At 43.2% G+C, this 20,641-nt stretch carries 18 protein-coding genes and 1 pseudogene; 18 read left to right on the plus strand and 1 reads right to left on the minus strand.

Annotated features, from left to right (window positions below; genetic code table 11):
- Nucleotides 1-83: 83 nt before the first annotated feature.
- From ACYQ3Q_RS27885 to ACYQ3Q_RS27935, 11 genes and pseudogenes are all read left to right on the plus strand, one after another.
- Nucleotides 84-734: a DUF6483 family protein gene (locus ACYQ3Q_RS27885; RefSeq protein ID WP_459931661.1), complete on the plus strand. Its 651-nt coding sequence runs from the start codon at nucleotides 84-86 to the stop codon at nucleotides 732-734.
- A gap of 231 nt (nucleotides 735-965) precedes the next feature.
- Complete coding sequence (locus ACYQ3Q_RS27890; RefSeq protein ID WP_459931662.1) at nucleotides 966-1,598, plus strand: hypothetical protein; 633 nt, start codon at nucleotides 966-968, stop codon at nucleotides 1,596-1,598.
- A gap of 254 nt (nucleotides 1,599-1,852) precedes the next feature.
- Nucleotides 1,853-2,548: a ClpP family protease gene (locus ACYQ3Q_RS27895; protein WP_459931663.1), complete on the plus strand. Its 696-nt coding sequence runs from the start codon at nucleotides 1,853-1,855 to the stop codon at nucleotides 2,546-2,548.
- A gap of 239 nt (nucleotides 2,549-2,787) precedes the next feature.
- Nucleotides 2,788-5,154 carry a DNA translocase FtsK gene (locus tag ACYQ3Q_RS27900; RefSeq protein ID WP_459931664.1) on the plus strand — a complete coding sequence of 789 codons (2,367 nt, stop codon included), beginning with the start codon at nucleotides 2,788-2,790 and terminating at the stop codon, nucleotides 5,152-5,154.
- Nucleotides 5,155-5,222: 68 nt separating this feature from the next.
- Complete coding sequence (mnmH, locus tag ACYQ3Q_RS27905) at nucleotides 5,223-6,305, plus strand: tRNA 2-selenouridine(34) synthase MnmH (protein WP_459931665.1); 1,083 nt, start codon at nucleotides 5,223-5,225, stop codon at nucleotides 6,303-6,305.
- Nucleotides 6,241-7,026, plus strand: coding sequence for a DUF3388 domain-containing protein (locus ACYQ3Q_RS27910; protein ID WP_459931666.1), 786 nt, complete (start codon nucleotides 6,241-6,243; stop codon nucleotides 7,024-7,026). Before mnmH ends, ACYQ3Q_RS27910 begins: the two co-directional genes overlap by 65 nt.
- Nucleotides 7,027-7,048: 22 nt before the next feature.
- Entirely contained in the window at nucleotides 7,049-7,816 is a 768-nt protein-coding gene (locus ACYQ3Q_RS27915; protein WP_459931667.1) for a helix-turn-helix domain-containing protein, read from the plus strand.
- A 27-nt stretch (nucleotides 7,817-7,843) separates the two neighbouring features.
- Entirely contained in the window at nucleotides 7,844-8,335 is a 492-nt protein-coding gene (locus tag ACYQ3Q_RS27920; RefSeq protein ID WP_459931668.1) for a YajQ family cyclic di-GMP-binding protein, read from the plus strand.
- 267 nt (nucleotides 8,336-8,602) lie between these two features.
- Nucleotides 8,603-9,391 (plus strand): flagellar motor stator protein MotA, encoded by a 789-nt coding sequence (gene motA, locus ACYQ3Q_RS27925; protein WP_459931669.1) that lies wholly within the window; start codon nucleotides 8,603-8,605, stop codon nucleotides 9,389-9,391.
- On the plus strand, nucleotides 9,378-10,163 hold the full coding sequence (locus ACYQ3Q_RS27930; RefSeq protein WP_459931670.1) for a flagellar motor protein MotB: 786 nt from the start codon (nucleotides 9,378-9,380) through the stop codon (nucleotides 10,161-10,163). The genes motA and ACYQ3Q_RS27930 overlap by 14 nt, the downstream gene beginning before the upstream one ends.
- 240 nt (nucleotides 10,164-10,403) lie before the next feature.
- Nucleotides 10,404-12,314, plus strand: a pseudogene (locus tag ACYQ3Q_RS27935) (YgiQ family radical SAM protein); the annotation flags it as partial.
- 947 nt (nucleotides 12,315-13,261) lie between these two features.
- Here the strand turns inward: ACYQ3Q_RS27935 and ACYQ3Q_RS27940 are convergent.
- The gene (locus tag ACYQ3Q_RS27940) at nucleotides 13,262-13,885 is read right to left on the minus strand and encodes a hypothetical protein (protein WP_459931671.1); all 624 of its coding nucleotides are present in this window, start codon (nucleotides 13,883-13,885) and stop codon (nucleotides 13,262-13,264) included.
- Nucleotides 13,886-14,079: 194 nt separating this feature from the next.
- On the opposite strand from ACYQ3Q_RS27940, the gene pstS reads away from it, so the two are divergent.
- From pstS to pgsA, 7 genes are all read left to right on the plus strand, one after another.
- A complete protein-coding gene (pstS, locus tag ACYQ3Q_RS27945; protein ID WP_459931672.1) occupies nucleotides 14,080-15,168 on the plus strand; it encodes a phosphate ABC transporter substrate-binding protein PstS in 1,089 nt (362 codons plus the stop codon).
- A 97-nt stretch (nucleotides 15,169-15,265) separates the two neighbouring features.
- Nucleotides 15,266-16,210, plus strand: coding sequence for a phosphate ABC transporter permease subunit PstC (gene pstC, locus ACYQ3Q_RS27950; RefSeq protein WP_459931673.1), 945 nt, complete (start codon nucleotides 15,266-15,268; stop codon nucleotides 16,208-16,210).
- A complete protein-coding gene (pstA, locus tag ACYQ3Q_RS27955; protein WP_459931674.1) occupies nucleotides 16,207-17,040 on the plus strand; it encodes a phosphate ABC transporter permease PstA in 834 nt (277 codons plus the stop codon). Before pstC ends, pstA begins: the two co-directional genes overlap by 4 nt.
- A 14-nt stretch (nucleotides 17,041-17,054) precedes the next feature.
- A complete protein-coding gene (gene pstB, locus ACYQ3Q_RS27960; protein WP_459931675.1) occupies nucleotides 17,055-17,807 on the plus strand; it encodes a phosphate ABC transporter ATP-binding protein PstB in 753 nt (250 codons plus the stop codon).
- Between the two features lie 19 nt (nucleotides 17,808-17,826).
- Nucleotides 17,827-18,477, plus strand: coding sequence for a phosphate signaling complex protein PhoU (gene phoU / locus ACYQ3Q_RS27965; protein WP_459931676.1), 651 nt, complete (start codon nucleotides 17,827-17,829; stop codon nucleotides 18,475-18,477).
- A 119-nt stretch (nucleotides 18,478-18,596) separates the two neighbouring features.
- On the plus strand, nucleotides 18,597-19,928 hold the full coding sequence (gene rimO / locus ACYQ3Q_RS27970; RefSeq protein ID WP_459931677.1) for a 30S ribosomal protein S12 methylthiotransferase RimO: 1,332 nt from the start codon (nucleotides 18,597-18,599) through the stop codon (nucleotides 19,926-19,928).
- On the plus strand, nucleotides 19,925-20,482 hold the full coding sequence (gene pgsA, locus ACYQ3Q_RS27975) for a CDP-diacylglycerol--glycerol-3-phosphate 3-phosphatidyltransferase (protein WP_459931678.1): 558 nt from the start codon (nucleotides 19,925-19,927) through the stop codon (nucleotides 20,480-20,482). The genes rimO and pgsA overlap by 4 nt, the downstream gene beginning before the upstream one ends.
- Nucleotides 20,483-20,641: the final 159 nt, after the last annotated feature.

Raw genomic sequence — 20,641 nt, forward strand, 5'->3', positions numbered from 1 at the left:
TCTGTTGAGGAGCACGGGCGGTAACGCCCTTGCTTACTTAAGAGTTATATACTGCGAAAAGAGTTTTGGAGGTTTTATGTTTTATGTTTCAAAAAGACTATATTATGAGAATGATCGAGCAGTTATCGATAGCGTTCGCTGCAATTATTGGATCAAAATCTAAGACTCAAATTGAAGAATATCACCTACTGGTCAATGAAGCTCTCTATGATTTATCTGGAATGAGTGAGGATACATTACTCAAACTCTCCCATCAAGATTTGATCAATATTATTAGTGGTGGTAAAGAAATTAATACAGAAAAGTGTTTTGCTCTTGCCGAAATTTTGATGCTGAAAGGGGATGCCTCTAAAGATGATTCAGATCGAGGGCTTGAATTGTATTTGAAAAGTTTCAATATCTTTGTTGAGGTAACTCTAAATAAACGCTTAAATGTACAAAACAGAAATCAAATAATTAATGAAATCATCAATCTCATTAAACAGTATAATATACCTAAGGAAAGTAGTCAGTTACTCTTTCGGTATTATGAATTTACTGGGCAATACGATAAGGCAGAAGATGTTCTCTTCAAAATGATAAAGATATACAATCAAGCTCAAATTACCGACGAAGGTTTTGCTTTTTACGAACGGCTGAAGGGTAAGAGTCTCATAGAGCTAGAGGAAGGAAATTTACCACTAGATGAGGTAATTGAGGGTTTAGAAGTTTATCGAAATATGCTAAAATTTTAAGCTTTAAATATTCTTATCAACTGCAAAAACCTCCAAAATAACCTAGGAATCAATAAGGATAATGGAAATAAAATCCTTAATTTTATGACACCGTAAGGTGTTTTTTTAATTATATTGGCAAGTTTGGAATTGCAAATCAATATTAGCTAAATTTTCCTCGTTTATTATTACTTGTTTAACACATTATAAAATATAACTGAAGGAAACGTAAAACAAATTGGGAGGCTATATATGATGGAAGAATTGAATCGCGTATTAGGTTTTTTGAAAACCATACAAAGAGCTTTGAGAATGAAAGATTCTGTTACAGTCAGTTTATTTTCAGGCATTTTAGGAACCTTAGCCATGGATGCTATAAACTTAATATTTTGGAGAGCCAGAAAGACGGAGGCTCTGTATGGACATATCGCTGGTTCAATTTATGTTCGCCCTTTTAGAACGAATCAGCGTAAAAACTTCTGGCTAGGTCAAATAACACATCTTATCACTGGAGCCGCACTAGCATACCCTTTAAATATACTTCTAAAAAAGACTGGAAAAGATAAGGCGCTCATAAAGGGGGCGTTCTTTGGTGCAGTAACATGGGAATTTATCTATGGGTTTGGTCGAAGGTTTAATGTATTTAATATTAAACCACACTTGACGATGACACACTACGCAGAGTTATTCAACAATCTTTTATATGGAATTGCCACAGCTCAAGCGTTAGTTACCTTTTCAGAACCGTCAATGTATGCAAATACTCAAAATAAAGCTACACCACAAACTACGACTACAAAAACTACTCAAACTAAGCAAACAAATACGGTCCAACCTATTTACTCAGATTGCCCTTCTGAAGTAGAAAGTACAGCCCTTATGTAAAACTAGTTAACCATCCCTTATAGGATTGTACCGGTAATAAAAGCACCACCAGGTTTGGTTGGTGCTTTTGCGTTATTATGACTTCTTAGACGATGCCGACAAGATTGCATGGTCATGACTGAAACGTATAGTTTTAGAAATAAACCACCATAATAAAAGGAACCTCTCATAATATCCAATTGCCTTGCCTTTTAATACTACCAGGTAGCGGATAGCGAGATGGAGTTCTTGACTTGGAGAAGGGGGGTCCACGAGTGCTTTCGAATGAAACAGCTTCACCTGAAGAAAGTAAGAATATTCCTTTATCAAATCTAAAGGAATTAGGACAGATTCAAATCCCGGATGTGACAGAACGGATCTATTGTTTACCGATCATTGGGCAAATAGAAGGTCATCAGATCTTACCTGCCCAATCTAAAACGACCAAATACGAGCATATCATCCCACAGCTTTTAGCAGTTGAACAAAACCCAAAAACTGAAGGGATTCTCGTGATATTAAATACTGCAGGTGGAGATGTGGAAGCTGGGTTAGCGATCGCTGAAATGCTCTGTAGTTTAAGCAAACCATCTGTTTCATTAGTTTTAGGTGGGGGACATAGTATTGGTATACCTATCGCAGTCAGTTGTACGAAAAGTCTAATTGCACCTACTGGGACGATGACGATTCATCCGATCCGCTATACTGGTTTAGTGATTAATGGGCACCAACAGTTTGATTATTTACGGAAGATGCAAGAACGCATTAATCAATTTATATATTCTCATTCCAAAATCAATCCTAAAAAACTTGAACAGTTGATGTTTACAACAGGGGAATTAGCTCAAGATATTGGAACCATCCTGATTGGTCAGGAAGCCGTGGAAGCGGGACTAATTCAAGCAGTTGGGGGCGTTAAAGAAGCCTTTGAAGAACTGAATAAGTTAATTCCATCGAAATCAGATGTATAGAGTGAATTGGCAAGAAAAGCGGCGAAAGCTGCTTTTTTTATGTACTAGTCAGAAAGTATTCCTTATATACTTACTGAAAGCATAGGTGAAACTAAGGCTGGGCACAAGCCAGGTTTCCTTTTATATTTCGGGAACAAACAGGAAAACGCGTACTCGTGTGGAATTTATATAAGGTGAGGACTACTAGGTAGGCCTACTGTTAGGGACCTAAAAATAATGAACGTTTGGAGGACTGTTCTGTGGCGAAGGCTAAAAGACGCCGCACCGTGAATACTAGGGTGAACATGAGAGTAAGTACCTTGAAAGAGACAATACGCAATGAAGTCATGGGAGTTTTCGTTGTCGGAATGGCTTGCTTGGGACTGGTCGCGCTTTATTCTGACAGGAGCGGAGTGGTTGGTGGGCAAATTAAACAGGTTCTTACTGTTTTAGCTGGAGGGGGACGAGTTTGCATTCCCCTCATGGTAGGGGCATGGGGTATTGCCTTTATGAATAAGCAAACGCCCCGTCTGGGATCAAAGGCCGCAGGAGTAATTCTTCTTTGGCTTGTTTTTGTCGGGATTTTGCACCTGCAGTTACCAGGAATTGAGGGATTCTCTAAGGCGGACATGCTGGATGAAGGTCTACTTGGCCATGGCGGCGGACTTGTTGGTGCAGGAATTGCAATTGTGTTAAAAACTACGATTGGCGTTTTAGGAAGTTATGTTGTGTTAGTGATGGCAGCGCTAATGGGCGCTCTGCTGATTACTAATCGTTCGCTAGTTCAAGGAGTACAAGGAGTAGGTCAGGTCAGCAAAGAATCTGGAATATGGATTAAACACCAAATGGGGGATTTTATTGACGTTCTGAAAAACTCTGAGGACGAGGAAACCCTTAAAGAGAGATTGGAATCTCAGGAGGGGAGTAACGTAGAAACAAAACTGCATACGAAAAAGAGTACTCCTTTAAAACGGAGTTCACAGGCGCTTGACCCTGATTTAGCGGAACGACCATTAGTCATTAAAACCTTAGAAGATCCTAATGAGCCTCCTTACCTTACTAACGTTCCAGCCAAAGGACAGTTAGGCTTTGAAAAGATGGCCGCTGGAAAGCTAGAAAATACGATTATACCACCTGGAAAAGTGACTAGTACTCCTATTTCTCGTCAGACTCGAGAAGACGGAAATTTTCAGCTTCCCCAAGTCTCGTTATTAAACAAATCTTTAAAAATCAAAAATCCTAGACTGAATAAGGATTTAGCGGATAATGTCAAGATTCTGGAAGAAACCTTGGGTAGTTTTGGAGTAAAGATCAAGGTAACTCAAGTCACGCAGGGACCTGCTATTACACGTTATGAAGCACAACCTGCGCCAGGCGTGAAAGTGAGTAAGATAACGAATCTAGCGGATGATATTGCTTTAAGCTTAGCGTCGGCAGATGTACGTATTGAGGCGCCTATTCCCGGAAAATCAGTAGTTGGCATTGAGGTACCCAATAAAGAAATCGCGATGGTTCATTTCCGAGAGGTCTTAGAAACGACGGAATATCAAGGAACAGCGAGTAAGTTGGCCTTATGTTTGGGCAAGGATATTACGGGGACTCCGGTCATTGCCGATCTAACAAAAATGCCCCATCTACTTATAGCAGGAGCCACGGGTTCTGGAAAATCCGTCTGTATTAACACCTTGATTCATAGTATCTTGTTTAACGCTCGTCCAGATGAAGTGAAGTTTTTGTTGGTAGATCCTAAAATGGTTGAACTCGCGAACTATAATGGAATTCCTCATCTCATTGCACCGGTGGTCACAGATCCTCGGAAGGCCGCGGGTGCTTTAAAATGGATTGTGACGGAAATGGAGACCCGTTATGAATTATTTGCTGCAGCTGGTGTGAGAGATATTGTACGATATAATTTTCTTCGTACCCAGGACAAAAAGGATGAGCATCCACCGCTCCCTTATGTAGTGGTGATCATTGACGAGTTGGCTGATTTGATGATGGTGGCGCCTGGAGATGTTGAAGATGCGATTTGCCGCTTGGCTCAAATGGCTCGTGCGGCAGGAATTCATCTAATTGTTGCGACCCAGCGTCCGTCGGTTGACGTCATTACGGGTATCATCAAAGCCAATATTCCCTCCCGGATTGCCTTTGCCGTTTCGTCGCAAACAGACTCGAGGACTATTTTAGATATGAATGGGGCAGAGAAACTTTTAGGTCGTGGAGATATGCTCTATTATCCAATGGGTATGAGTAAGCCATTGCGCGTGCAGGGGTGTTACTTGGGGGATAAAGAAGTAGAAAATGTGGTTGGATTCCTGCAGAACCAGGCGAAGCCAGAGTATCAAGAAATTCCCAACATGGATCTTGGGACGACGAAAAAAGAAGAGATGGAAGATGAATTTTTTTATCAAGCAGCTCAGATTTTTATAGAAAGCGGAACGGCCTCGGTCTCTATGTTACAACGCCGCTTGCGTATAGGCTACACGCGAGCAGCTCGGTTGATGGATTTCCTAGAAGAGAAAGGGGTTGTCGGGGGATACGAAGGCTCTAAACCTCGTGAAGTGTTAATGACGAGGGGGCAGTTTGAATTAAAATTTGGCCAATGGGTTGATGAAATTGCACACTAGTTGCATAATGTTTGTATAAGATTTATGATAAGATAGATAGTATATAGTCGAGTTGGAAGGAATTAAGGATGATTAAGGAGATTACTGTACAAGAATTAAAGACATTAGAGCAAGCAATACTTGTCGATGTACGCTCTGAGGGGGAATTTGCTGAAGCGACCATCCCGGGTGCTGTAAGTCTTCCTCTTTTTAATAACGAAGAACGGGCTAAGTTGGGTACAACTTACACACAGTCTTCCCCCAGTTTGGCTCGTGAACAAGGCTTAAATATTATCAGCCCAAAACTTCCAGACTTAGTCAAGAGGGTGGGGGAATTTGCGAAACGTGGTCCGCTTGTCCTTTTCTGTTGGAGAGGCGGGATGAGAAGCAAGTCTCTGGCTACGGTTGTTGATTTGATGGGGATCCCGGTTTACCGTATACAAGGGGGATATAAGGCCTATCGTGCCCAAGTCGTTGATTTTTTCGAAACTAAGCTGCCCTTTAAGGTTGTGGTGTTGCGCGGAAATACTGGAGTGGGAAAAACTGAACTATTAGATCATTTACGAGCGGATGGATATCCCGCGATTGACCTTGAGGGACTTGCCAATAATAGAGGGTCCGTTTTTGGTGCCATGGGTTTAGGAAATCCACCCTCTCAAAAAAAGTTTGAAGGATTATTGTACGAGGAACTTGAATTATTAAAGGAGTTTCCTTATATTATTGTAGAATGTGAGAGTAAGCGAATTGGAAGGGTTACCTTGCCAGCCATTTTCTTTACAGCGATGCAAGAGGGAATTCAAATACTTCAATATGACTCCTTGGTAAATAGAGTTCAACGCCTCTTACAGGAGTATACCTCTGTTCCTGATGCACTTCAGGAGATTGGAATCGCCTTAGAAAGATTGATCAAAACGTTGGGGCATGTCAAAGTACAAGAATTACGGACTCTATTGGAAACCAACCGTCTGGATTTGTTTACAGAGCGTCTACTGGTGGATTATTATGATAAGCTTTATGCTTACCCAAATGAACCTAGCTCAGAGTATGCGTTTTATATTAACCATCAAGATCCTGTGAAGGCGTTAAGGGAGTTGGAGTGCTATCTTGATGAGAAGGTGGCCCAACCAGGTAGAGAATCTCCTTTACTTGGAATACGATATTCAGCAAAATAAGCCTGGTTTACTCGGCGCTGTGACGACACTGATTGGAATGCTGGGTCTCAATATTTTATCGGTTACGGGGATTGGCCAGAGCCGACGCGGTCTTCTCTTGGAGACCCTATCAGAGGGGAAAGTTAAAGCATTATTGGAGGCTCTCTTAGCGGTTGATTCTATTAAAGTCACTGCATTTCGTAGTCCTACTCTATTAGATCGAATAGCGCTACGACATGGCAAGCGTTTGGACATGGCCGAGGTTAATCCACCAACTTATCGATTTGTTCGTGAGGAACTAGGTGTGCTGGTTGATTTTTTGGGGGATACTTTGCTTGAAGGCGGAAATCGCATCATTGGGATTCGAGGAATGCCTCGAGTGGGTAAGACTGAAGCAGCTATTGCCGCCTGTGTGTATGCCAATAAACACTGGATCTTATTGTCCTCAACCCTTATCCGTCAAGCTATACGGACTGAGTTATTACTAGATGAGTCCGAGAATAGTATTTTTCTAATTGACGGAATTACTAGTACCACGCGAGGAAACGATGCCCATTGGTCTTTATTAGAAAAAACGTTACTAATGCCAACTCTCAAAGTTATTGAACATCCCGACGTCTTTAATCGAGATGGACGCTTAGAAGTTGAGTTTGATTTCATCATTGAAATTCGCCATCATGAAGACGATGTAATTTGTATGGAAGATATCGCGACGAGTTTTTCGGCGTTCGATATGAGCTGATCAGAGAATAGGGGGTATTACTATGGCAGGAGAAGGGCAAATGCTTCGGACCGCTCGGGAAAATAAAGAATGGAGCTTCACCGACACCGAGGAAATCACGAAGATCCGTGTTCGCTATATCCAGGCTCTTGAGGAGGAGAATTATGGGATACTCCCTGGCCCAACATATGCAAAGGGATATTTGCGTACTTATGCAAAACAACTTGGGCTAAACTCTGATGAAATTATTGCCCTGTACAGTGCTGCTCTGACGCCTGATGTTGCAAGTGCTCCACCTGTTCTAAAAACACTCCAAGTATCGCCAAAGTCCCGTCCGCTGTGGGTTAGACCAGCGATTATCGGGGGTGTAGCTGTTTTAATGCTGATTGCATACGCAGCCAAGGGTTTTTATTCACCAGAGAATGCAATTCCGGATACTCCTTATACAGCTCCTCCTTTAATCAGTGCGCCGAAGACAGATACTGCAACGACATCGCCGCCTTCAAATGCGTCAGAGTCGTCACTTCAAACTATCCCGCCCAATACACAGGATGGCTTGACGGCTCAGTTAGTTTTCACTCAACCCTGTTGGATTGAGGTTAGAATTGACGGTCAGGCGCCGTTTCAGGGAACATTTGCAGCGGGAACCAGTAAAGAGGTCAAAGGGACAGAGAAAATTGAACTGGTCTCGATTGGAAATGCCGGGGGTCTGACGGTTACTTTAAATGGTAGAGCCTTACCAATTTTAGGGAAGGCAGGAGAAGTCCGACGTAATGTCGTATTAACTAAAGATATGTTAAATCAGTTGTAATGAATAGCTATAAAGGGGCGTTAGATTTTGGCAAAAGATTCTTCATTTGATCTCGTTTCCAAGGTAGATATCCCTGAGGTAACGAATGCAATCCTACAGGCCCAAAAAGAGTTGGCACAGCGGTTCGATTTTAAAAACAGTAAATCGTCTATTAAGCTTGAGGGTGAAAAGATTATTTTGGTTTCTGACGACGATTTTAAGTTGAGTAATGTAGTTGACATTCTCGAGGGTAAACTTGTCAAGCGAGGGGTTTCCTTGAGAGCCTTGGAATATGGGAAGGCTCAAACAGCTGCTGGTGATACAGTTCGGCAAGAAGTCAAATTGGTTCAAGGGATTGCCCAAGAGAAATCAAAGTTAATCAACAAGGTCTTAAAAGATAGTAAACTTAAAGTGGTAAGCTCAATTCAAGGTGAAGAGATACGAGTGTCAGGCAAGAATAAAGATGATCTTCAAGCAGCTATTGCCTTATTACGTAAAGAAGACTTTGGAATTGAACTGCAGTTTATCAACTTCCGATAGGGCAAAATTTTTCTCCCTCGAGGATGAATACCAAAAAAATTTCTATAAAAATGCTTGGCAAATTTGCCAAGCATTTTTATGAAATAAGATTCTATCACTATAAGCTATCATTTTTAGACGTTGACAGCTCGTCTACAGAGCAAGGAGAATCATGGTTAATCTTGGCTAGTTTATATTCTCAGTTAGTATACATAAATTTGCAGGAAAATGTCGAACCAATATAGAATAGTTACTAAATTACTCGCTACGTAGAAAGGACAATTAAGTATGGAAAAGTCAACCTATATTGGTTTGATACTTGCGGTCGTTGCGGTCGGGTTGGGAATGGTTTTGAAAGGCGCTAGTCTGGTATCCTTAGCGAACCCTGCAGCAATACTAATTATCTTTGGGGGTACTGTAGCATGTATATTTATCGGTTTTCCAATGGAGGACTTAAAGGTAGTACCAAAGCTCTTTAAGATCATGTTTACTTCTCAAGCATTGGTCTCTAAAAGTGAACTGATTCAACAGATTGGGGAATGGGCAACAGTTAGTCGTCGCGAGGGTTTGCTATCCCTTGAAAGTAAAGCTGAGGAGATTGAGGATGAATTTCTAAGAAACGGAATGCGTATGGTCATTGACGGGAATGACCCGGAGTTTATTCGTGACGTGCTCATGGAAAATATTTCTGCAATGGAGGAACGTCATAGACAAGGTGCGCTCATCTTTACTCAAGCAGGAACTTATGCACCGACCTTGGGGGTACTAGGGGCAGTTGTCGGGTTGATTGCAGCTTTGGGCAATCTAAACGAGATTGAAGCCTTAGGACATTTGATTTCCGCTGCTTTCGTCGCAACGTTGCTGGGGATCTTTACGGGTTATGTCTTATGGCATCCCATGGCCAATAAATTAAAACAAAAATCTAAAAAAGAGACACATGTTAAGATGATGATGGCAGAAGGCCTTTTAGCGATTCAAGCGGGCGAGCCTGTATTGTCGATTAACCAAAGGCTTGCCGTATTCCTCTCTTCTACTGAACGTAAAGCTATGGAGGAAAAAAGTCTTGAAAAAACATAAAAAAGAGCATCATGAGGAACATATCGATGAAACATGGTTGATTCCTTATGCTGACTTGCTGACGTTATTATTGGCATTATTTATTATTTTGTTTGCCTCTAGTCAGGTAGATGAAAAAAAATATGCCCAGGTTATGCAAGGCTTGAGCAGTGCCTTTAACGGAGGCGTAAGTGTTTTTGAACAATCCAATACTATATCTATAGATGACGTTTCTGCCAATGATCTGAAGAAATTGGAGGAAAATGAGCAAGGCCAAAACCAAAAGCTTAAGGACCTGATAAATAAAGAAAAACAGGACATGGAAGCAATCAAGAAAAAGCTTGATGTATTCATTGTTGAAAATGGACTGACCCTACAACTTCAGACCTATGTCAACAACGATATGCTGAAAATTACGATTCAGGATTATGCATTATTCGACTCAGGAAGGGCAGTGGTAAAGCCAGAGGCTCAGAAACTTGCTGCGGTCATTTCGGAAATGTTAAGCATGTATCCTGGTTACAAAGTAGAGGTAGCGGGGCATACTGATAATATCCCTATTAAAAATTATGAATTTGAATCCAACTGGGATTTAAGCTCAAGACGGTCCTTAAACTTCATGAAGTATTTGTTGCAGTCGGATAAGATTGACCAAGCTCGATTTCGTTCCATTGGATATGGTGAATTTCAACCGATTGATACTAATGAAACGGGCGAGGGGCGGGCAAAAAATCGACGCGTAGACGTGAATATTATTCGCAATACCTTGCAAGCTAAACCTATTATTCCATGATGATTCATTAATCTAACGACTTCCTATGCCAAACTAGTTAAACTCTAGCTACAATGACTAAAAAACTGACAGGATACCATTCATGATGGTTGGTTTGCCAGACTTTTAGTAGGAATTGCAAAAGCCCAAACTAGGCTCTCGCATTGGTTGCGAGAGTATTTTTATGGTTGCGAAAAATAGTAATGTTTATCAAAGTTAAGGTCAGATGATAAGCGTCTTTAAACTAGAAAGGTGAGACTAATGCGTACACGAAGTTTTTTACCTATGAATCGAGCCGATATGGAGGCGGTTGGCTGGGATGAACTAGATTTTCTCCTCATTACTGGCGACGCCTATGTGGATCATCCAAGCTTTGGAATTGCGATCATTGCTCGTGTCCTAGAAAAGCATGATTTTCGCGTGGGAATCTTGGCTCAGCCTGATTGGAAGGATCTTAATGGTTTTCGCGTAATGGGAACACCCCGCCTGGGTTGTTTAATCTCTGGAGGGAATCTCGACTCCATGGTTAATCATTATACGGCGGCTAAAAAGAAACGGCACAAAGATGCTTATTCTCCTGGTGGAAAATCGGGACTTCGCCCAGACCGAGCCACCATCACTTATTCTAATCGGGTTCGAGAAGCACTTCCAGGTGTCCCAGTGATAATCGGGGGGATCGAAGCTTCGTTGAGACGATTTGCCCACTATGATTATTGGAGTAATGATGTTCGACGCTCCATCCTTTTGGATAGCCAAGCGGATTTGCTTGTCTTTGGGATGGGGGAGACAACCATCGTTGAAGTTGCCAAGCGTTTAAAAAATGGGATACCGATTGATCAGATTACGGATGTTAGAGGAACTATGGTGCCTTTGACGGGGGATGTAGTACCTCGAGGTACTCTAGTTCTGCCAAGCTTTGATGATGTTACTTCGACTTCGGATAAGAAAAAATATGCCGAGGCTTTTTGGGTGCAGTATAACCAGCAGGACCCGTTCCAGGGGAAATCAATGTTTCAATCCCATGGGCGCAAAAGCGTACTACAAAACCAACCCTCGCTTCCCTTGACTCAAGCAGAGATGGATGCTATCTATGCACTACCTTTTATGGGGACATATCATCCGTCGTACGAAGAACTTGGGGGAGTTCCGGCCATTGAAGAGGTGGAATTTAGTCTTACGAGTGCCAGGGGATGTTTTGGAGCATGCGCTTTTTGTGCTTTAACCTTTCATCAAGGGCGGATCATCCAAAGTCGAAGCTCAGAATCGATTATTCGGGAAGCTGAGCAAATGACCTGGAATTCTCGTTTTAAAGGATATATTCACGATGTAGGGGGGCCGACAGCGAACTTTCGACGTCCGGCGTGTCAAAAACAATTAACGAAGGGAGCCTGTTCAAATAAACAGTGTCTTTTCCCTGAACCATGCTCGAAACTGGAAAATGACCATACGGAATACCTAGATCTTTTGCGTCGTCTTCGTAGTTTACCAAGGATAAAAAAGGTGTTCGTACGGTCTGGTATCCGCTATGATGCAGTGTTAGCCGATCGAAATTCAAAGTTTATTAGCGAACTTTGTGAGCATCATGTCAGTGGTCAATTAAAAGTCGCCCCGGAACATGTCAGCGATACAGTTCTTCGTCTCATGGGTAAGCCTGGCAAGGCCGTCTATGAAGACTTTGTTCAGGAGTTTAAGAAAACGAACGAAAAGCTAGGTAAGGAACAATACCTTGTCCCTTATCTAATGTCTTCTCATCCAGGGAGCACACTTAAAGAAGCAATAGAATTGGCTGAATATGTCCGTGACATGGGTGTAAATCCAGAACAAGTTCAGGATTTTATTCCAACCCCAGGAACCCTCTCCACTTGCATGTACTACACCGGCTTAAATCCCCAAACCATGGAATCGGTCTATGTCCCACGTAGCTTGCATGAAAAAGCGATGCAGAGGGCACTCATCCAGTATCGGAACCCGAAAAACCATAAATTAGTCGAAGAAGCCTTGCGCCAAGCACATCGAGAGGATCTTATCGGGTATGGGCCCAAATGCCTTATTCGGGCCAGAAGGTTTGTGCGAGACGATCAGAAGGAACCAGACAGCCTAGGCAGCCTAGGCAGTCCAATTAAGAGGAAAAAAGGACCCGTAAGACGATCAGGTATGAAGAAGAAGGACGCTGCGGGTGCGGTTAAAGAAGTTCAAGACAAAGACGTGCCGATCAAAGGAACGTCAGGCAAAGCATATAAAGGTGCAGCAGGCAAGCCAGGGCGATTTAAGGGTGCGCGGAGTACAGAAGCCCCATATAAAGGTGCAGCAGGCAAACCAGAACGCTACAAGGATGCCCGGAGTACAGAAGCCCCATATAAAGGTGCAGTAGGCAAACCAGAACGCTACAAGGATGCCCGGGGCACAGAAGCCCCATATAAAGGTGCAGCAGGCAAACTAGATCGCTTCAAGGATGCGCGGAGCACAGAAGTCCCGTATAAAGGTGCAGCAGGCAAGCCAGAGCGCTACAAAGATACTCGGAGTACGGAAGCCCCACATAAAGGTACAGCAGGCAAGCCAGAGCGCTTCAAAGATACTCGGAGTACGGAAGCCCCGTCTAAGGGTGGAGCAGGTAAACCAGGGCGCTTCAAGGATGCCCGGAGTACGGAAGCCCCGTATAAAGGTACAGCAGGCAAAAAGGGGCCTCAGAGCGAAGTGGCAAAAGAAACAGAAAAGGGACGATACAAAAGGGGCTCTGATAACCACGTCAATAAAGGCAAGAGAAAACCTCAAGGAGCAAAGAAAAGATAAGTAACTAAGAAAAAATCGACCCTAAGCCAAATAACGGACTTAGGGTCGATTTTTATTTGACATGTGAAAAGAATTGCGTCAATGAGCGCAGTCAATAAGGCGTTTAGAAACTCAACGGTTCACTTGCAGAAAGCCCAGAGGTTTTGAGTTTTAGCCTTAGCGACAAGTGAATAGCAATGGAACACGATAGTCTCCAGTGGAGAGTATCGCCGAAGCCGCGATCCCAAAAGAAATACATACCGGCGTAGGATGTGCGAACCGGCTAAGAAATTTCCTCCTCGGATAAGAGCAATGCAAGTCAAGAACCGTCCCCGACTTGCACGTTTCCGCTATGCCAATTCCCCAAATTCATCATTCAGCGCATCCTCAACTTCATCCATAGTAATCTGCCCGATTTCCTTAAGGTCTCCATCCTCAGACCATTCGAGGAATTCGTCGTAGTAAAATTCTAATTTTTCATAGTAAAACTTGTGAAAAGAGAACAGAATACCCTCCGTGCGACTTTCCGGTTCATAACGAAGCAGGTAGTATTCATTGTCTTCGAGCGTACTTCTTAGAAAGATAGCGTGACCGGGGACAACCAGCACAACACGGGCATCTTCATACTCGCGGTTCACAAACTGTAGGGTAAAGGCTTGGACTTGGGCTTCAGAAAGTGGGTCGAGGGAGGTCTCAGAAGGTAAATAGAGCGCGGGCTCTTGTTGGTTTACCCAAGTGAAGACCACTTCAGATGACTCTACCTCTTCCATCTGTTCCGCGATCTCTTCGAGACGGCGCGCTACAACAGTGGGTAGCGTATATTCTTCGCAGGCTGTGGAACGACAGTGATAAATGGGAACATTTTCAATCCGCCCGGCTCCGTGAGCCAAGTCGATGGGCACTGCACGGGTTGTCAAATATCCTGTGTCACCACAACCACACGTATCGACAGGATCTATAGATTTATCTAACAAATATGACACCTCACTCAAGTTTCTTAGGACCTTATTCGACGTTCGACAAGGATTAAATAATTCCTTTTATTCTTCACACATTAAATGTTGCCATTTAACACAAACTTTACACAGAGATAGATTAGAGTTAATCAGGTAATGTTAAGGAACCATTATTTTTGGTCGGTGAAAAATATCCGACAAGGAGGAAATTTATGTTTAGGAAAATGGTTAAATTTCTAACAGCGGTCATAATAGGTATGCTAGCGTTTACTCTCGTAAGTTGCGGAGCGCAAGACCCGAGTACCCCATCTGGTCAAGAGAAGGCTGCGCCGGTAAATCTAACCGGTGCTGGAAGCTCTTTTGTTTTTCCATTACTCAATCAACAAATCGAAGAGTATCGAAAGAACAATTCAAATATCACAATTAATTATCAAAGTACTGGTAGCGGGGCAGGAATTAAACAAGTCTCAGAGCAAACCCTTGATTTTGGGGCGACGGATGGTCCAATGACAGAGGAGCAACAAAAAGCAGCTAAAGGTGGGAAAATCCTGCATATCCCTTTAACCTTAGGTGCGGTGGCAGTCACCTATAATGTTCCCAATGTCCCGAAAAATCTCAAAATTGGTCCTACGGTACTTGCGGATATTTTCCTTGGCAAAATCACCCATTGGAATGATCAGCGGATTGCAACCGAAAATCCGGGTGTATCTTTGCCAGACACAATAATTACCGTTGCTCGTCGTTCAGATGGGAGTGGGACAACGTATATTTTTTCAGACTATCTCACCAGTGTCAGCCCAGAGTGGTCAAGTAAGGTCGGTAAAGGAACATCCTTGAATTGGCCAGTTGGGATAGGAGGAAAAGGAAATGCTGGTGTGGCAGGAGTGATTCAACAAACTCCTGGTACGATCGGATATTTAGAGCTAGCTTATGCTGTTCAAAACAATTTATCTTATGCCACGATGCAAAACAAGGAAGGTAAGTGGATCGTCCCGTCTCTTCATTCAACATCTGTAGCGGCAGCGGCAGCAACGATTCCGGAAGATATGAGGGTGTCGATTGTCAATGCTCCCGGTGATGACGCCTATCCAATAGCTGGTTTCGCTTGGGCATTAATCTATCAGGATCAAAAAGATAAGGACAAAGGAACTGCCCTAGTAAACTTTATAAACTGGGCTATTCATGACGGTCAGAATCTTTCAGAGGAATTGCATTACCCAAAGTTGCCTGCGAGCTTAGTAAGCCGTGAAGAAGTGATGCTTAAATCGGTCACATTTCAAGGACAGCCGATATTAAAGTAGAATTGAAGGGAAGTTATCTAGAAAAAACTCGTTTGCGTTAAGTATATAGCATGTTTGGCAATTTTTGAGCTGGACGAGAAGGCGGAAGGATCTGAATATGAGCAAGAAAAATAAATTCAAAACGTCCATAGGAGATCAAACCTTGCGACTTTTGACGCTCTTGATGGCAATTAGTGTTGTGGTTCTCATGATATGGATGGGGTGGGAGATGTTCCACGCAGCGCGCCCAAGTATTCAAAAGTTTGGTTTTAGTTTCATTACTGGTCGTGTTTGGGATCCTGTAAAGGAACAATTTGGGGCACTTCCCTTTATATATGGGACTATAGTGACCTCGCTCATAGCTTTGCTCTTGGCAGCTCCAATCGGACTTGGTGTGGCCATTTTCCTCAATGAGATGGCAATCTCTAAGGTTCGTACAGTGGTTGGTTTTTTAGTGGAGATGTTGGCAGCGATTCCCAGTGTAGTGTACGGATTATGGGGGATATTCGTCTTAGCTCCTTGGCTGAGGGAAACTGTTCAACCAGGACTGGCCAAATGGTTAGGGTTTCTCCCCCTCTTTCAAGGCACCCCAGTAGGTTTTGGGATGTTAGCAGGAGGGCTGATTTTGGCGGTAATGATCCTTCCAACAATTGCAGCGATTTCTAGGGAGGTGATGGCGGCGGTGCCCAATATGCAAAGAGAAGCAGCCTTGGCCTTGGGGGCTACGAAGTGGGAAATGATTCGCTTGGCAGTTCTTCCCTATGCTAAATCAGGAATCATGGGTGGGATCATGCTGGGCTTGGGACGTGCGCTGGGCGAAACTATGGCAGTCACCATGGTGATCGGAAATCGCCCCGATATTCTCCCTTCCTTGTTTGCTCCCGCTTATTCGATGGCAGCGGTGATTGCCAACGAATTTACAGAGGCGACCTACGATCTTTATTTGAGCGCGCTTGTAGAGATAGGACTTATCCTATTTGGAATAACCCTAATTCTAAATGTTTTTGCTCGATTACTGATTTGGTCTGTAGCAAGGGGTCCGAAGGGAGGTAATCTTGTATGAAATCCCTCCGTAAGTCAATAAATTGGATAATGATGGGTGTTTTTATTTTAGCGACGATCATTGCCCTAATTCCGTTGTTTGGAGTTCTTGGTTATGTTGTAGAGCATGGTTTTAGAGCGTTAAGCTTAAATTTCTTTCTGAACTTACCCAAGGCCATGGGTTTATCGGGGGGAGGAATGGCGAATGCCATCGTGGGAACCTTAATTATGGTTTTAATCGCCAGCCTTATTGGAATCCCGATCGGGATCCTGGCAGCAATCTATCTAACAGAGTATGATCGACATAGCTGGGTAAGTGTCGGAGTTCGTTTTGCAACGGATGTTTTAACGGGAATTCCTTCAATAATTGTCGGTATTGTTGTTTATACAGCAGTCGTCTTAAAAATGGGTAATTTCTCGGCCTTAGCTGGAGGACTAGCTTTAGCGATTATTATGATTCCTTTGATCATTCGCTCGACAGAAGAAATGTTAAAACTCGTTTCCCATTCGATCAGGGAGGCAGGTTATGCGTTGGGAATTTCCAAAGGGAAAACAATTTTGAGAATAATCTTGCCGACCGCAGCCAAAGGGATTATCACTGGGGCGATGCTCGCTGTGGCCCGTGTAGCTGGAGAAACAGCACCACTCCTCTTCACAGCTTTGGGAAATCAGTATTGGACACGTTCCCTGAATGAACCAATGGCTTCCTTACCCGTTCAAATTTTTCAGTATGCAACGTCTCCCTATAAAGAGTGGCATCAACAAGCATGGGCAGGATCACTCGTTTTGATTTCCCTAGTGGTTATACTGAATTTGAGTGCGCGTTTTGCCTTTCGATCGCGGAGTAACTAGGAGGTGGTTTTCTAATGGGTCAGAGTTTAAGTGTTCGTGATCTTGAAGCTTGGTATGGGTCCAATAAAACTCTTAAAGGCATAACTATGGAAATTGAACTAAATAACGTCACAGCCATCATTGGTCCGTCGGGGTGTGGAAAATCTACCTTTGTCCGCTGTATAAACCGTATGCATGAGACTATGCCGGGGACAAAAGTAAAGGGTGAAATTATCTTAGAAGGGGTAAGTATTTATGAACGAGATCCTGTCGCATTGCGTAAGATGGTAGGTATGGTATTTCAGAAACCCAATCCATTTCCTTCTATGAGTATTTATGATAATGTTGTAGCAGGCGTGAAACTTAATGGAATGACGAATAAACAAAAACTGCAAGCTATTGCAGAAAAAAGTTTGCGTATGGCGGCTTTATGGGATGAAGTGAAAGATCGCTTGAATTATTCAGGTATGAGCTTGTCTGGTGGACAACAACAACGTCTTTGTATTGCTAGGGCGCTAGCGGTGGAACCTTCAGTACTACTCATGGATGAGCCTGCTTCTGCTTTAGACCCAATCGCCACGATGCATATTGAAGAATTAATTAGGCAATTAAAAGTAGATTACACCATTCTCATTGTCACGCATAATATGCAACAGGCCGCTCGAATTGCTGATTCCACAGCGTTTTTCCTGAACGGAGAGCTTGTGGAACATGGACCAACTTCGGATATCTTTACAAATCCGCATGATAAACGAACAGAAGACTATATTTCAGGCCGTTTTGGATAAAGAAGGAGGATAATTATTAATGCGTCAGTCACTCAATGAAGGGCAACTCGGTTTGACAAAGTTACTTAAGGACATGGGTGAAGAAGTCGGAAGGATCCTACAAGGGTGCATGGAAACCTTATTATCCCTAGACCGAAAACAAGCGGATTTTTGGATTGCTGAGGATGAAAAGGTCAATGACTTTGAACGACAAGTAGATGATCTGTGTGTGCTATTGATAGCCACGCAGCAACCCGTTGCCAAGGACCTACGTAAAATTATTTCGGCGATGAAAATATCGACAGACTTGGAAAGGATGGCCGATTTGGCGATAGACATCGCAAAAATAGTAAGGAGAATTGATGGACCTCTCTGTAAACCCCTGATTGACATTCCACAGATGGCGGAAATGGCACTGAGAATGATGAGACAGGGTTTAGAAGCCTATGCAAGTGAAAACATGGAACTTGCCCATGAACTGGCTGAGCAAGATGACCAAGTTGATCGTCTCTACAAAAAAGTCGTACGGGATCTTTTGGTGATTATGACCGAAGAAACGGAAAACTTAGACCAGGGAATGTACCTGATCTTCGTAGGCCGTTACCTCGAACGATTTGCTGACCATGCCACGAACATTGCGGAGAATGTGATTTATATTGCGACAGCGAGTAGGCAGGATCTTAACAAATAAGGATGGTTCACTGCTGCGTGGCAGAGGTAATATTTTAGGAAAGATATATTTTATTTTTTGACCTTGTGGTAGTGTTGGTTTATACTAAGAAAGGTAAACCAATGATATGAGGTGTAACGTTGACGAAGAAAGTTGCTGTTGTTACTTTAGGTTGCCCCAAAAATCAAGTGGACAGCGAAGTAATGTTAGGATTGCTAGCAGAGAATCATATTTTAACGGATAATACTGAAGAGGCGGATATCATAGTCGTCAATACGTGTACCTTTATACAATCGGCAAAGGAAGAATCGATTGAAACGATTTTTGAAATGGCTAGTCTCAAGGATCGCGGTTCTTGTCAAGCTTTATTTGTGACAGGATGCTTGGCTCAACGATATGGGTCTGAATTGATGCTGGAAATTCCCGAATTAGATGGTGTGTTGGGAACTGGAAATATTGATGAAATCACTAAGTTGGTGCAAGTGACTAAAGGGGAGCGCTTATCCCTTTTAAAACAAGGAAAACCCGATTTTCTTCATGATGAGAAAACCCCTCGCAAACGTTCTACCCCGGATTATCTAGCTTATGTTAAAGTTGCAGAAGGCTGTGATAACTATTGTACCTATTGTGTTATTCCCTCTGTACGTGGGAATTTCCGTAGCCGTCCGGAGGAGTCCGTGATCCGAGAAGTTGAGAATATGGCATCTCAAGGGGTCAAGGAAATTATGGTGATGGCGCAGGATACGACGCGCTATGGACATGATCTTTATGGAGAACTGCGATTACCTCAGCTTATTCGCAAGCTGGCTCGGATTGGAGGGATTGAGTGGATCCGCTTAATGTATTGCTATCCTGAGCGTTTTACAGATGAACTTATTGAAGTCATGCGTCAAGAACCTAAGGTCTGTAAGTATATTGATCTACCGTTGCAACATACCAATAATAAGGTTCTTAAAGAAATGAATCGAAGAGGTACGATCGAGGAAGCAGAAGTACTGATTGGAAAAATGCGCGCTGCTATGCCTGACATTACGCTTCGAACGACTATGATCACGGGTTTTCCCGGAGAGACAGAGCAAGAATTCCAGACGATGCTTGATTTCATACAGCGTGTTCAGTTTGACCGCCTTGGAGTGTTTTCATATTCTCAAGAGGAAAGTACTCCTGCAGGTCAAAGAGAGGATCAGGTTTTGCCAGAGATACGTGAGCAACGCAGAGATCTGGTTATGCAGAAACAACAATCAATTTCTGGGCAGCGGCAACAACGTTGGGTTGATAGGATTGTAACTGTGCTACTTGAGCAGAAACTACCGGACGGACGATGGATGGGCCGAACCGAAGGGGATGCTCCTGAAATCGATGGCCAAGTCTATATCACGGGGGTTCAGGCGTCGATTCATGTGGGTGACATGATCAAAGTTCGCATCCTTGAGGCGGATAGCTACGATTTAATGGGAGTGGTTGTCTCGTGAATTTAGCCAATCGTTTAACTCTAGCGCGAATTGTTTTGATACCCGTGTTTATGACCGTTTTACTTCTTAAAGTACCAAAAGGATATACACTGTTCCCCCATCAAGAGATAGTCGCTGCTGTAATCTTTATTTTAGCTGCAGCGACGGATGGTTTGGATGGTTATATTGCTCGAAAGCGTAACCAAGTTACAAACTTAGGTAAATTCATGGATCCATTGGCGGATAAACTCTTAGTATCTGCGGCACTCATCTCCTTAGTTCAACTGGGGCAGGTGACTGCTTGGATTGCTTGGACTATCTTGGCTAGAGAGTTTGCTGTGACGGGACTTCGTATGGTCGCTTCAGTGGATAGGGTAGTGATTAGTGCCAGCAAACTTGGCAAAATTAAAACCATTACTCAGGTGGTGGCAATTTCCGCACTTTTATTACAAGACTGGCCTCTTTCGCTGATCGGGATTCACATTGGGCAACCGCTTTTATACATAGCCTTGTTTTTTACAGTGATATCCGGCCTTGATTATTTTTGGAAGTCTAGAAAATTGTTGCGTAAATAAGTGGTCGTCACGCGTTGGAAGCGGACGCGTGTTGGGGGGTCGGTCCTTTTAACACCCTTATAAGGGGGTTTAAACGCCCCGCCCCCCACCACCTCCGCCCCCAAAACCCCCCTTCCTTGTTTTTCAACATTTCGAAAAAAGTTGCTGCCTCACAATTAT

Source organism: Desulfosporosinus burensis (genome assembly GCF_054657535.1).